The sequence below is a fragment of the Clostridium sp. M62/1 genome (genome assembly GCF_020736365.1).
GTDB classification, from domain to species: Bacteria; Bacillota; Clostridia; order Lachnospirales; family Lachnospiraceae; genus Otoolea; species Otoolea saccharolyticum_A.
The window spans coordinates 3,135,407-3,149,076 of the sequence record NZ_CP085988.1 but is presented as its reverse complement, the minus strand read 5'-3'; the positions used below and the strand labels follow the sequence as shown (position 1 = coordinate 3,149,076).

14 protein-coding genes are annotated in these 13,670 nt (G+C 49.5%); 2 read left to right on the top strand and 12 right to left on the bottom strand.

Features of this window, described 5'->3' with window-relative positions; translation table 11 throughout:
• Positions 1-135: 135 nt before the first annotated feature.
• The 11 genes from LK436_RS14625 to LK436_RS14575 all read right to left on the bottom strand — a co-directional run bounded on the left by LK436_RS14625 (position 136) and on the right by LK436_RS14575 (position 10,195).
• The gene (locus LK436_RS14625) at positions 136-1,014 is read right to left on the bottom strand and encodes a hypothetical protein (protein WP_008394770.1); all 879 of its coding nucleotides are present in this window, start codon (positions 1,012-1,014) and stop codon (positions 136-138) included.
• Complete coding sequence (locus tag LK436_RS14620) at positions 1,011-1,943, bottom strand: type II secretion system F family protein (RefSeq protein WP_006873411.1); 933 nt, start codon at positions 1,941-1,943, stop codon at positions 1,011-1,013. The genes LK436_RS14625 and LK436_RS14620 overlap by 4 nt, the downstream gene beginning before the upstream one ends.
• Positions 1,944-3,320, bottom strand: a complete 1,377-nt coding sequence (locus LK436_RS14615) for a CpaF/VirB11 family protein (RefSeq protein WP_008394772.1) — start codon at positions 3,318-3,320, stop codon at positions 1,944-1,946. It lies immediately after the preceding gene.
• A complete protein-coding gene (locus LK436_RS14610; protein ID WP_008394774.1) occupies positions 3,313-4,107 on the bottom strand; it encodes a hypothetical protein in 795 nt (264 codons plus the stop codon). The genes LK436_RS14615 and LK436_RS14610 overlap by 8 nt, the downstream gene beginning before the upstream one ends.
• Positions 4,108-4,134: 27 nt before the next feature.
• Complete coding sequence (gene cpaB / locus LK436_RS14605) at positions 4,135-4,974, bottom strand: Flp pilus assembly protein CpaB (protein ID WP_003499634.1); 840 nt, start codon at positions 4,972-4,974, stop codon at positions 4,135-4,137.
• A 12-nt stretch (positions 4,975-4,986) separates the two neighbouring features.
• Positions 4,987-5,499, bottom strand: a complete 513-nt coding sequence (locus LK436_RS14600; RefSeq protein ID WP_008394775.1) for a prepilin peptidase — start codon at positions 5,497-5,499, stop codon at positions 4,987-4,989.
• On the bottom strand, positions 5,471-7,168 hold the full coding sequence (locus LK436_RS14595) for a hypothetical protein (RefSeq protein WP_008394777.1): 1,698 nt from the start codon (positions 7,166-7,168) through the stop codon (positions 5,471-5,473). Before LK436_RS14595 ends, LK436_RS14600 begins: the two co-directional genes overlap by 29 nt.
• A gap of 80 nt (positions 7,169-7,248) precedes the next feature.
• Positions 7,249-7,818 carry a DUF6550 family protein gene (locus tag LK436_RS14590; protein WP_008394778.1) on the bottom strand — a complete coding sequence of 190 codons (570 nt, stop codon included), beginning with the start codon at positions 7,816-7,818 and terminating at the stop codon, positions 7,249-7,251.
• A 74-nt stretch (positions 7,819-7,892) separates the two neighbouring features.
• The gene (locus LK436_RS14585) at positions 7,893-8,393 is read right to left on the bottom strand and encodes a hypothetical protein (RefSeq protein WP_008394779.1); all 501 of its coding nucleotides are present in this window, start codon (positions 8,391-8,393) and stop codon (positions 7,893-7,895) included.
• An 8-nt stretch (positions 8,394-8,401) separates the two neighbouring features.
• A complete protein-coding gene (locus LK436_RS14580) occupies positions 8,402-8,893 on the bottom strand; it encodes a DUF4320 family protein (RefSeq protein WP_243863234.1) in 492 nt (163 codons plus the stop codon).
• 105 nt (positions 8,894-8,998) lie between these two features.
• Positions 8,999-10,195 carry an AAA family ATPase gene (locus tag LK436_RS14575; protein ID WP_008394782.1) on the bottom strand — a complete coding sequence of 399 codons (1,197 nt, stop codon included), beginning with the start codon at positions 10,193-10,195 and terminating at the stop codon, positions 8,999-9,001.
• A gap of 295 nt (positions 10,196-10,490) precedes the next feature.
• Here LK436_RS14575 and LK436_RS14570 point away from each other — a divergent pair, with 295 nt between their 5' ends.
• Positions 10,491-11,159 (top strand): DUF6088 family protein, encoded by a 669-nt coding sequence (locus LK436_RS14570; RefSeq protein WP_008394783.1) that lies wholly within the window; start codon positions 10,491-10,493, stop codon positions 11,157-11,159.
• Positions 11,140-12,093, top strand: a complete 954-nt coding sequence (locus LK436_RS14565; protein WP_008394784.1) for a nucleotidyl transferase AbiEii/AbiGii toxin family protein — start codon at positions 11,140-11,142, stop codon at positions 12,091-12,093. The genes LK436_RS14570 and LK436_RS14565 overlap by 20 nt, the downstream gene beginning before the upstream one ends.
• A gap of 78 nt (positions 12,094-12,171) precedes the next feature.
• Here LK436_RS14565 and LK436_RS14560 read toward each other — a convergent pair whose 3' ends face one another.
• The gene (locus tag LK436_RS14560; protein ID WP_008394785.1) at positions 12,172-13,668 is read right to left on the bottom strand and encodes a S1 RNA-binding domain-containing protein; all 1,497 of its coding nucleotides are present in this window, start codon (positions 13,666-13,668) and stop codon (positions 12,172-12,174) included.
• Positions 13,669-13,670 lie beyond the last annotated feature (2 nt).

Sequence of the window (13,670 nt, the reverse complement as noted above, 5' to 3'; positions counted from 1 at the left end):
AGTCCAGATGAAAAAGAATGGTGTGCCTGCCGCTATGGAAAATCGCTTGGGTACAAACGCTCACCTCCCTGTGTATCTGTCTTCCATATGAGGAGCAGGTATGAAAACGCCCGGAAATACCGTGGCGGATGCCGATTAGCCAAAGAATGCCCCGAGCGAACTCATAACCTCGGTACAGAGCACCACCAGATAGATGATCATAATGCAAATCAGCATCATCATAGAGTAACGCTGGATCTTTTTGGGACGTTTGGCAGCTTCCTTTTTCAGATTGTTCTGCTCGATCTGGCGCATATCGAAGGTAATCATTTTGAAGTACATCCGCTGGTCATCACCGCGCAGGACACCAATCAGGCCACGGATCACATCGGACAGCATGGGGCTGCCAATGCGGGTTTCAAATCGAATGAGGGCATTTTCATAGTTGCCGGTCTTCATATCAGCAATGGTCTGATCCAGCTCGGCGCCGAAGTCTTTCCCAGCCACACGGCGGTAGGAAGTCAGAATTTTAAGTACATCCCTGTCATTTTCAAGGCTCTGGCCGACGGTCAAAGCAAATCGGGGAATCTCGCCCTCAATCAGTTTGCGGCGTTTTTTAACAAAATCAAAGGCTGCATAGTAGGTTGAAAACCACAGCGCCACTGCAAGACCGATCAAAATAGGCACCAGCAGCGGAATAAGAAGTGCCATGGGGATGGCACACAGGCCAACTGCCCCTGCAGTTACCCAGGCTCTGGCTGTATAGACCTCCGGGGTAAGCTGCAGACCTGCAATGTCCAGAGCGCGTTGTACCTTATTGCGCTTGAGCCGGTCCAGCCGCAAATAAGGGGCGATCCAACCGGCGATTTTTGTCACATAGACATCAAGCAGCTTTTCGTTTTTGGTGCCCTGCTGTTTGCGGGAGAGCATCATCATTTGTGAGGTCTTCTTGGTCGGGATGTCCACAAAGGCGCAGGTCAGGTTGTAGACAGCAAAACTGAAGAAGATGATGGCGATGAGCGCCAGAAAAGTCATACGCTATCACCTCCATATTCGATGGGCTTGCTCAGTTTCATGATCTGGGTCAGCGCAAATAGGATGATGGCTGCGCAGATCGCCAGTGCAATTTTGCCCGGTGTGGTGAAGATAAGGGTGTGGAACCAATCCTCATTCAAGAAATAGAGCAGCGGCACATTGGCGATAACCAGAAATATCATGGTGATGGCTTCACGCCGCGGCCCTTGCATCATTGCCTCAAGTTCCGACTGCACCACACGCACATCGGAGAATTTCTGGTTGATGGTAGGAAGGGTATTCTTCATACTGCGGTCGGACTGGCACTGGATGAGGGTGCCGCACCATTCATGGAAGACCCGGTTGGGAATCTTCATCTTCAGGCTGTTGATAGCACTGGTGATGTTGGCGTTGATCAATTCCGCTTCATAAACGAAGGCTTCAAAGTTGGCTTTTACCGGCTCATTGATATAGGGCAGGTTTTCCTTGACAGAACGGATCAGATCCTCGGTGCGCAGGTAGGAAGTCGTGATGATGGAAATAGCGGTTTCCAGTTCTTCATTCAGGTGCTTTTTATAGCTGGCGGCAGTGCTGCGCAGATACCAGATCGGTATAAGAGAAAAACCGATACCCAGAATGGGCACCATGTACACATTCCCAATCAAAAGAGCCAGCACAGCCCCCACAGCGAACAGAATCAGGGACAGTCGTTTTATTGCCTCATAGCGGTCCGCCCGTCCGGTACCCTTCAAGATCTGTTTCAGTTCGTAATCCTGATTAAAAAAGCCCTTGGCTGGTGTGCCCAGAAGAACATTCAGTTCATCCGACAAGGTGGCGGATTTTCGCTGGGAGCGGAAGAGGGCGTCGATAAAATCACCCGGCTTCACACCAAACAGAGCCAAAAGCCCAGCACTGAGCAGGATAAAACAGATAAGATAGATCCATTGCAATTAACCCACCTCCTTTGGCGGCTGCATGAATTCTTCCAATTCCTTGTTGGAAATGCCATTGTCCAGCAGCCTTTTCTTCAAGGAATCGGAGATCAAGCCAATTTTTTTATGGTGCCCTACCACACGGGTTTCACCACGGTCATCAGTTACATTGTCCTCCACTTCATATTTGTATAGGGAATGGGCGATCAGCCGCCCGTCCTGGTAGTCCTCGCCCTCGATGATCTCCATGATCTTACGGGAACGGTCCTCCAGCTGCTTGGTAAAGACGATGATGGGATACGCCTCTACCATGATCTGCATGAGGATGGAGTCATCCATGTTGTACTTGCGTTTGGCAAGGGTCATCATCCTGCGGTAAGTACTGTTGCAGGAATTGGAGTGGATGGTGGTACATACGGTATGGCCGGTGCGGGAACTTTCGGCTGCGGACAAGCTTTCTGCTGCTGACCGCATTTCACCCACGCCGATGACATCCGGATGCTTACGCAGCACCCGCTCCAGAAGAAAATCCTGATTGATGTTCAACGCAGGGTTCTCGCTGGGGCGGGTCAGCAGATGTACTACGGAATTAAGGATATTGCCCTGCGCATCCCGCTTGACCAGATCAAATTCGCGGCTGCCTTCTTCAATGGTAATAAGGCGCCGGTTATTGGGCACATTGGACAGCAGCCAGGCCATGATCGTGGTCTTGCCGGAGCCGGTGGAGCCGGCAATGCAGACAGACACCCCATATCGAATACAGGCAGTCAGAAAGTGAAGCATTTCAGCGGTGGCACTGCCGGAGTTCAGCAGTTTTTCTTCACTGACGGTCTGCTGATTGACAATACGGATGGAGGCATTGACGCCTACATCTGCATCCACAATGGGAGTTTTGTCCACCGAAATACGGATGTTCTTGTCCAGAAATCCCACAATGCTGGGCATAGTATCATCAATGACCATGCCGCAGGCGTTGAGCATTCGGCGGATCACATCGATGGCGTGCTGGGGCGAACTGAATTTATCAGGGATCTTGATACTGCGCCCACTGGATTCGATCACTTCAATGTCGTTGTAGGCGTTGATGTTGACCTCCTCAACACCGGGCTTATAGATCCATTTCTTCAAAAAGGAGTAGCCGGCCATGTCTTCATAGAGCTTGGAACACAGTTCTTTTGTAGAGAGCCCGTCAAGGGCATATTTGCGTTTGACAATGTAGTGTTCCATCAGTTCTTTCAGCAGGCTTGTGGCACGCTCTGCATTGCCTTCCCCAGCTTCGGCAATGGTGGAGGCATGGTTTTCGGCAAAATACCGCTGTACATCCTCCAGTATCTGGTCATAGGTCAGCTCCTGATTGGCGGCCGGTGTGAAGAATATATCATTCAAATTACTCATCGGCATCCTCCTCACATTCATACGCCACATCCTCCTCTGACTGCTCGGCCAGTTCCATTTGCTCCAGAATTTCCAGTACCTTGTTCAGTGAAGCAGTGTATTTGGGGTTACAGTAGGTGATAGCCTTGAACATACCGCCTTCGGTAGCACAGCGGTCGATCTCCTTACTGTAGGGAAGCAGGCCGTCAAACCCGCCAATGATATAGCCCATTTCATCCAAGGCGTGGAAGGGACGGGCCAGACCGGCGAATGTCATATGCTCAGAAAACCGGAAGCGCTCGTCCACAAGCAGAGGCTGATGGGCTTTCAGGTAGTTGATGCCCTTTAGGTCCGGGGTGAGGATACGGATGACCACATCGCCGGCTTCAATGGCGGCGGGAGTGAACACATTGGTCATGCTGGTGCTGCAGTCCAGAATGACGAAATCTACCAGTTTGGCGGCAGCATGAATGAGCTGCAGTACCATGGTATATTTGACCTCCGGGTAGCTCAGCGGGTTTTCTCCTGCCGCATAGCCCATCATCCCAATGAAGGGATAGTTTTTCAGCACTGTCACATGACTGGCAACCAGAGATGTATCAATCTCCACACTGCTCAAAACCTGGCCGATAGAGGTATTGGTCTGGATGATCTGCTCCGGCAGCCAGACCGGCAGCATAGGGACATTCATATCGGCATTGATAATGATGGCTTTCCGCTTGTCCCGGGTCAGGGCTTTTGCCAGAATACAGCAGAACATGGATTTGCCGCTGCCGGGGCTTCCCCAGACGGTGATAACTTTACCCATAACGAAGATCCTCCTTCCTTGATTTGATTATTCTGCCGAGGGTGCAGTTTCATTAGTGGATTGTGCAGACTCTGCAGTTTCCGTTTCCTGGGGTTCACTTTCAACATCAGAATTTTCCGCATCTGCAGCTTCTTCCTCAATCAAAGTTTCGGGGAAGTAGATTTCCTGCAGAGTCTTATCCTGCTCGGCAAGCAGCTCATCTGCCAGTTTGTCATTGTTGCGGGAGATAAGAGCCACATGAGCTACGCCGTCATTTTCAAGACCGGTAATGATCTTCGCCTGTTCAGGGCTTGCCAGCACAGTGATGGTGGCTGACTGCTGCTTTTCTTCATCCTCCGTGGGCTCCTTGGCATTATCCACATTGATGCCGTCTGAGTCGGTGACGGACAATACTTTGACAAAACGCAGTTCCGGTACTTCGGCGGCCGTATCAAGAAAGTGGTAAATACGGATGATGTCACCGGGCTGAAGCTTGTCAGAGAGGCCGGAAGCAAGTGTTTTGACGGTCAGCGAGATAGCAACCTTACCGGAAGGGATGCTGTTGAGCGCCACATCGGACGAAACCGGTACAGAGCTGATCTTGCTGGTAAGGATATAGTCACCCACAGCCAAGTCGGCGGTAGCGTAAAGACCATTTACATCGGAGAGCTGATGGGCGATGTTGGAGGGGAGGTTATAGCCGCCTACCTCAACCACCTCGGCATTTTCTGACGAGATTTGCTCGCCTTTCAATACCGGCTGGGTGATACGGACGATTTCCTCTTTTCCATTGGTCTGACGGGCGATGGTTGGAAGTGCCACAAAGGCGATAACTGCCGCCAACAGCAGAGAGAGGATCCCGAAGATGAATCGGTTATTCAGTTTCATAAGCGTTGTCTCCTATCTTAAAAATAGTTGGGCCAGGGTCGCTGTACAGCAGCCACAGGCGAGAAATGGCAGGAACGGGATAGCAAGGGGCTGCCCAGTTCGATAAAGCCGCCTGAGAAGAAAGATCACAGGCATTGCGGTAACAGCGGCAGTCAGAAAGACCAGCGCCATGCCGGAAGGACCATAGACCAGCCCTAATATCCCGCAGAACTTGATATCCCCGCCGCCCAGACCAGTGCTGTTTGTTGCCAGTGCAGCTGCCAATGGAATACAAAAGCCGAGCAGGGCACCTACCAGGGCATGGGTAGCGACCGGCCAGAGGAAGAGCGGCGGGAGCCCGTGATTTAACAGGAAATACCCCTGCAGGACCGGCGCCAGGGCAGCTAAGGGGATAAAAAAGACGAGTGCCCGGTCAGGCACCCGTCTGTAAAGCACATCGTAGACAGCAAAGCCGGCCACCACAAAAAATATGGTAAGCAGGTAAGCTGTCCAGAGGTTATTCTCGATTGGTATACCAGTCATCATAAAGGCTCCCTTGGATTGAAACATAGTCATTTAGGTTGATGGATAACATGCCGTCAGGAGTCCAGGTATCCCACACCTGTGTATAGATGGTGTAGTCGGTGGCATCGGGGAACCACAGCGGTGTGAAATGCACTGTCCGGTCATAGGTGGAAAACTCGTTGGGCTTGAAGATGAATTTTGCACTTTGGCCGCCGGAACGCTGCAGAAGCCGCAGATAGGTCTGATACTGGAACTCAGGAAATACGGAAAAAGCAGTTTGGGGATAAGTAATGTGGCTGGTCGGGGCATCTGTGGACAGCGTTGCCCGCACTTCGGTTTTAACGCCGTACCCGCTTTTCATTGTCTTGCCGGATGCTGTGGGTACAATATCGTCTGGCATTAGAGACATCTCGCCGCTGATGGAAGCGGAGTAGCCCGTATATTCGTATTCCCAATACCCTTCATCAACCCAGTGCCCGCCATCTTCACCGTGGTCGCACCATACCCATACAGGCACCCAGTAGCAGCTCCAGACGCCCCAGTTGGCAGTGAGCTTCTGCGTTTCATTGGGCAGGGGCGGCACAGAGTAGCCGGGATTGGTGTCGGTTGCCACAGGGTCAGGCGGAATGTGCTCATTCAGATCCACGATCTTTGCAACAAAGGTATCCTGAGCGGTATAGGCGCCGCTGACAGATACCGTAATGGTCACGGTCTGCGGGGTGGAGGGGGTATGCCATTTGACCCAGACTACCTGACTGTCACCGGCTGGGATCACTATATCATTGACTCGGTAGGTGGTGCCGAGGATATGGAAGGTAACCGATGCCGGATTATCCGGCGTCAGATCCTGATCTGTCCGCAGTGTGACGGCGGTAATCACATCCGTATCTACTCGGTATTCTACATCAGGGGCCTGAATTTCTCCTTCCGGCGGAGCTTCATCAAACCAGACAATACCAACGCCGAGGGTGCTGATGATGTCGGAATTGTTCTGCTTTCCAGTGGTGCTGCCTGTCCAGGCGGAGATGCCAAGGTCGCTGAATTCCAGGAACATTGACAGCGGCAGATTTTTATGGGTAAGTGAGGTCATGGTTTTTCGCAGATTGCCGCCGGACATCTGATCATACAGGCCGGCTTCAGTAGCTGTCATACAGTAATACTGGCCGTTGTGCGTGAAATAGGCAATGGGCTCGATCAGCAGCTTGTACTCGCCGGCAATCATCCGCTCATAATCGACTCCGGCTGCCTGAGCGACCATCATGCACGCATATTCAGAACAGAAATACCGTTTGATGGCTTCGATGTTGCTCTGCCCCTTGCTGCTGACGATTGTGGGCATAGATTGTGCAGGTCTGATGCAGGAATAGGCAACGCCGGACTGAAGGGAGAGGCCGGCGCCGCCCAGGTATTGCAGTTTGTTGACTTTGCCAAAGTGGAGAAGACTGGTCTTCTGCGTCCGGTTTGAAAAGTCCAGTGGAGAAGATACGGCAGTTCCGCTGGATGCGTCAACAACAGTAATGCGGACACCATCATTGCCTGAATTCCAGAAGTTGCTGCTTGTGCCGTGACCCATGCTGCCACCGCCGCCATCTATGTTTCCGTTTCCGCCCGTTGCAAAGGCAGAGGAGGGGAATAGACAGAAAACAAAGGCAAAGCAGCATAGGAAGGCGAGAAGTCGTTTCAAATACATCACGCTCCATTCCTTTTGAAAATAAGAAGGCCGCCACAATCCTGTGACGGCCAAGTAGTGCCATATTCAGTTGTAGTAAATCAGCCCATATTGCCGACCTGTTTGTTCAGATCTCCATCGCTGTCACCGGTGGACTGCTGTACATTGCCGGGAACAACCCAGCCAAACACCGGATCATATACAGCTCCATTTCCGTTGCTGGAGCCTGGAACCGGCTCATTGCTGGGCGGCGCTTGCTCGGCGGGCGGGGCAGTAACCTCCGGAACTGACGGGTCGGGATTGACGGTATGCTCCTGACCAGGATCTTTGATTTCGGTCTTACCTTCCGGCACCGGAGGAGGCGTTTCTTCAAACTTTTCAGTATCGGTGAAGTCGATCACAACCTCATCCTCCGTTTGGGAGGTTACTTTGGGATATTCTTCTTCGGCATCTGTGGACTGGCCGGGAGCATAAGCATCTGCTCCATTATCACCATCTGTCTGTGTGCCACCATCTGACCAATCGCCGGTGACGCTGCTGGGTGGGGATTCATCCGGTCTAAAATCTCCGGTACGGTCGCGGCTTACGAACCAGCAGACACCCAGAATAGTGACGCAGAGGAGAGCCAGCGAGGAAACAATAAAGCCTTTGGATTGGAAAAACTTCTTCATATTTTACATACACTCCTTTTTTGCTGTTATATAAAGCCTATACGGTAGAATGTGCTGGGCTTTCAACAGTATTGTTAGAATTTTGTGTTGTGGTAGCCTGTCAGCTCTACCCGTTGGGTGATAGCCGGATAACTGTGGCCGAACATCCGCACATAAAACTCCACGTCACAGTAAAAGATGTACTCAACCCGTCCATCTTCTACATTGAACTCCAGGCTGATGTCGGAAACCTTGTAATCCTCCGTTGAAAGCGGAATCTTGGAGTCCAGGCCGCCTGCCACTGTAGCCTCCAGCATGTCGGTATAGTCACTGCTGGAGTAAAGGGTATTTAGGTACTCTTCAAAGTTAGTTTCACGCTGGGAACGGTAGGTATCTGCATAAATCGTGCCGCTAAGGTTATTTAACTCCATTTTAGCGCCGTTGCGGATGTTGATACAGGTGATCCGTATGGAAGCGTACAGGAGCAGGAAGGAAATCAGCATCACGATGCCTACCACAAAAAAGCAGGCGAAAAAGGTGATCTCGCCCCGTTCGTTTCGCAGCGGCTGTTTCAGTCGCAGGAATATGCGTTTCATAGGTCACCTCACTTCCAGTAGTGCTCACTGACGCCGCTGCCGCGGGCAACCACTGTAATGTTTACCAGGTCAAAATTCCAGAACCCGCCCAGTTTAGCATCTCCCTCGATAGTAATGAAGAAGGGGGTGCCCAACTGGATGGCATTTGTCATACCGGATGGCCTGGGTGATGTATAGGTAGCGTCAATGGAGTAGGAAATATTTTCGGCTCCCTCGATCTGAGAACTCAAAAATTCAAACAGTTCATCGGTCTCACTGTTGACGCCGCCGGAAAGCTGGATCTGTTTGACCATCTGATCGGCGGCATGGTCAAGTTCCTGCTTGGTGGAAATGATGCTGAACAGGTCAATAATGAAGGCCAGCAGCAGGACAGCGATGAAGATAAAGACCACCGTACTGAAATAGTTGGCCTCGCCCCGCTCGTTGTTCAGCACCCTCCGGGCTTTTTGAAAGAGAATAGAAACCACCACCTTTACTGAAATTGAAAACAGCCACTCCAAACCGGAGCGGCTGCTATGCAAAGTTTTGACTGTACCAAGTATAACAGATATGGATTTACGGCGAAAGGGCAGGACTGTGCCAATGTAGAGACAATTTTGTGCCAATTACAGCCCACCCTTAATAAAAGGAATCGCACCATAACGGCCGATCAAATACCCCTTCTCAATTTTGGTATCTTTGCGGATAGAAAAAGATTGGAGGGAAAACAAATCGGTAGCAGCGGTCAGTTCATCTTTTTCGGTGAACCAGATCTGATCTCTCCTCAGCACATCCAAGTCAAGAAGATTGGTGTTGTGTGATGTGAAAATCAACTGGCCTCCATTTGGATTGAACTCCACGCTGTTAAAAAGCGAGACCAGATGCTTTGTCAGGAGGGGATGCAGATGAGCGTCCAGTTCGTCTACTATAAGGAGTGTTCCTTCATCCAGCACCTTTTTTACCACACCAATCAGTTTGAAATAACTGTTGGTGCCATCGGATTCCTCTGCCATATTCAGTGTGTAGGAAGAAGTATTTCCCTCTGTGTCTTGTACCGTGTGAATGGCCTCAATATTGGTGAAAATATCGCCCTGCTGAGAAGTGGTGGGTTCTAAATCACGCATTTGAAGGGACTGTATACCAAAATCTGCGCCACGCAACATAGAGGCGATCATATGCCGGTAGCCATCGTCTTTGAGCTGTTCTGCTTCAAGTTCATAAGCATCTGCAGCAGAATGTTTCGTGATGATCCGGCAGGAAGCAAACCACTCCAGAACAGGAATTACCTTGGAATAGCTCCAGTTTGATGCAACAGACAGATAGAGCTTGTTAGGTGAAGTACGATTTTTGAGCATGCTTTGTTCATCGACATCAACAGTAAAACGAAAATCGTTTGTGTTTTGCCGCTCAAAAATGATCGCCTGCCTGCCATTGGGATAGTAATATAGGTATTCTTCAATAACAACTTTGTCTGTTACCGAAAAGCCATACGCGTATCGGATGCCATTTGCGGTGAAGATGACCTCAAAGCTGCTGGGGCGGACGGGTGTTTCACGGTCAAACTTGAAAGGCGAACGTTCGATGGCTTTGTGGAGCTGCTGGTTATGCGAAGTCAGCACATAATTTACCATGAACCAGAATGCATGAAGGACATTGGACTTCCCGGAAGCGTTGGCTCCGTAAATTCCGGCAGACTTCAAATACCGTTTGCTTCCATTCACAATCAGATGCTTCGGATGCTCTTTATCCTTACTGGCAAGCAGGGATAATACGACACTGCCTTTGATAGAGAGAAAGTTCTCTGCACGAAACTGAATCAGCATAAAATTGCCTCCTAAATCCTCGATTATATATATTATAACTGTATTTTCGTGAAAAATAAACGCATATAGAAGATAAAATTATGTATTGGGAAGTTTAGAAAGAGACGCATATACTGATAGTATGTGCTAAAGGGGGCAACAGCGACAAAACTAACTGAAAATGAGAAGCTGGTCTTGGAGTATATCTGTTTTTCTTCCTCCCATTGACTGCAACAAGAAAAAGTGTTATTATGAATACATAAAATGAAGGAAAAATGAGTATTATAATAACAAGCGCAACAGAAAGGAGATCTGTATGGAAAAGATAAAGTACCGGGATTTGATCATGCAGTATCTGACTGCTCTGGAGCCAGATCAAACAATTACAACCGAACAAGTCGCAGAGTATGTGGCGGAACGGCTTTTACTTGATACAGCGATGGTAAAAAAGACAGTCAATGTAAATATGGCTCGGCTTGAAAAAGAGGGGCAGATTATGCGCCTAACCAAAGGAATTTACTGCAGGAGAGTAAAAACAGCATTTGGATATTATACTCCAGATAAAGAAACACTTTTTTGTAAGCAGTTACTTCGGAAAGAAAACGAGATAATTGGATATGAAACAGGGTTGTCTGCATTAAATCGTATTGGTCTTGTTTCTCAAATGCCAAAAAGGAGATGCATTGCAACCAACCTGCATACAAAACGAATTCCCGAAGGAATGCAGATTGAGATTCGGAAACCGCCTATTGTAGTTAATTCTGGAAATTTTCGATATCTGCAAATTTTGGATGCAATCAGAGAACTGGATATGGCGCCAGTAGATACTGCAAAGCCGATTGATGTGGTAAGAGCTACTGTTGAGGAATTTACATTGAAAACTGAGATGTTGATTCTGATGGCCAGAAAATATTATGGGCAAAAAACTTTGCTTCGGACCATAGACATTTTGTTGGAGGGTAGTTATGAAACTGCACGAGGATAAATTTGCTTTTTTGAATATTATCAATTTAATCCATGAGGATAGTAGCATTCGGGCTGATATTTTGGAGAAGGACTATTATGTTACGCTACTGTTGAGGGAGTTGGCAGGGAAACAGGTAACATTACCAGCCTATTTTAAAGGTGGAACAGCCCTGTATAAAGCACAGAAAAGTATCCGCCGGTTTTCAGAGGATATTGACTTGACGGTGTGCATCGATAATTGCAGTAACAGCCAGGCTAAGAAACGGCTGGAGATGGCAACAAAGAAATATCAGGCCTTGCCACGCACATCCAGAAAGGATCTCGAAGATGATCGGAAAGGTAGTATCACAACTGTCTATGATTACACTCCACTTGTAGGCATTGACACGGATGATCCGCTCCAACGGTTTGGATATGTCAAAGTAGAAGGTACATCTTTTACTGTCAGCGAGCCTTTTACACCACTTGAAATTGAACCGATACTTTACACCTATGCCACCGAAGAACAGCGAAATATTCTTCGGTCACAATATGATGTTGTCCCTTTTATGATTAACACGATTCGGTTAGAGAGGATTTTTGCCGACAAGATTTTTGCTGCTGAATTCTATTATGAGCGTAAGATGTATTTTGATGTGGCAAAACATCTTTACGATGTCAGTGTCATGTTCGACTTAAAGCAGATTCAGGAAATGATTCAAAATCAGCAGATATTCCTTGAGATGCTGGGATATAAAAGGCTGGAAGAGACCCGAAGAACAGGCAGTGATCTGGCGGAAAAGAAGTTTTCTGATTTTCAGTTGCTCAGAGGGTTTTCTGATAATGAAGCACTTCGTAAGGACTATCAGAATATGCAACGTAACTATGTTTTTGCGGAAGAAGATACACTGTCTTTTGATTTTGTGGTAGAGCAGTGGAAGAAACTCGGAGAGGTATTGCTTGCGCTTGAGTAAGTGCAATATGAAACAAAACTGTGGACAAAAATTAGCCAGGGGAGCAGTGGTTTATCTGCTCCCCTGGCATTGTTTTGCTTACAGGTTCTGACGGATGATCCGAGTGATAATACCTACGGCCACACCCCGCTCCATATCCAGACGGGTGACGGCAAAAGATACATCGTCCTTTTTGCCGGGCATCCGGTAGTCATAGCAGGAATGGGCTACCGCATTGACACCATTGGAGAGACGCACATAGACAACGCCCTTGTGGACATCTGTGACACGGCCGGCATACTTGCCCTGGATACGGCACTTCTGCAGGTTGTCCCTGTCGGTGTTCTCGGAAATACTCTTGATGTCAGCCTTGATGCCCAAGTCCTCCAGACTGTTGCGCCGCACGCTGAGAATACGGACCAGCACCTCGTCGCCTACGGAAAAACGCTCATGGGCGTCACCAATCCAGTCCCAGGCAAGGTCACGGGCAAGAATGGAGGTTTCAACGCCGAAAACTTCCACGCGCACAACCTTTTCGGCCACTGCAATCACACGCGCCTGGACGATGCGGCCCTCATAGACACGGTACATACCGGCAGCATCCGTATCCAGATAAAAAATCTGGCGTTTGCGCAGCATGGCCTCCTTGCGGCTGGCAACTACGCTGCGGGTTTTGGAGTCGATACCACGCACGATGAAGTCAATGTCAGCGCCGAGCATGTTGCCAAGAATCTTATTTTGGCGCAGCATAAGGTCGGCGTATTCCTGACCGGAAGGGCTGCGGCCCAGATTGATCATCATTTCCTTGATAGGGATAATGACACGGAACCCCTTGTAATCCACAACTGCCACCGTCTTGCGGTTGTCCAGCTGTTCAATGCCTCCCAGCTTGCCGGTGATGATCTTGCGGGTGCGGTAGGCATTATGAATTTCATGCCAGATTACATCATCACGGTCTTCGGCAGTCTCGACATCATCCCGGTTGCGGATAGTAAGGACGGGGGCCTCGCTGCGCTGGGGGCGGGGCTGGCGCTGGGGAGGAGAAGGAGTAGGGGCAGGAGCGGCAGCTTCTTCCACGACAGGAACATCAGGCTCCACAGCAGGTTCCTCCGTATCAAGAATAGAGTCGGCTGTATCCGCCGACTCTGTTGTTTCGGCAGGGACTTCCTCTGTGACAGTTTCTTCAGGAGCAGCAGCTTCTTTCTTCTTTCGGCTGGTACGCTTGGGCTTGGGAGATGCAGGGGGTTCCTGCACAGCGTCGGCGTTATCTTCGTAAACATCAGGCGGCTGCACATCAAAGTTTTCCGGCATATCAGTGGGAGCAGCGCTTTGATCGTCTGTTTCAGCAGGCGTATCTCCGAACATTTCCTCCTCGGTGAGTTCAGGAAGGGGATCTTCAGCCATATCTTCGGTAGAGGTGTCCTCCAGGGGCTGATCCATCTGCCCCAGCAGTTCGTTCAAATCCAGACTATTGCCAGTATCAGCAGGAAGGGATTCAGGTTGAGCAGTATCGGCCGGCAGAGTTTCGCCTTCCGACATAACGGTTTCGGTAACAGGAGCCTCCTGTTCCAGAAGTTCTTTTTTCTTGGTTGCCATAG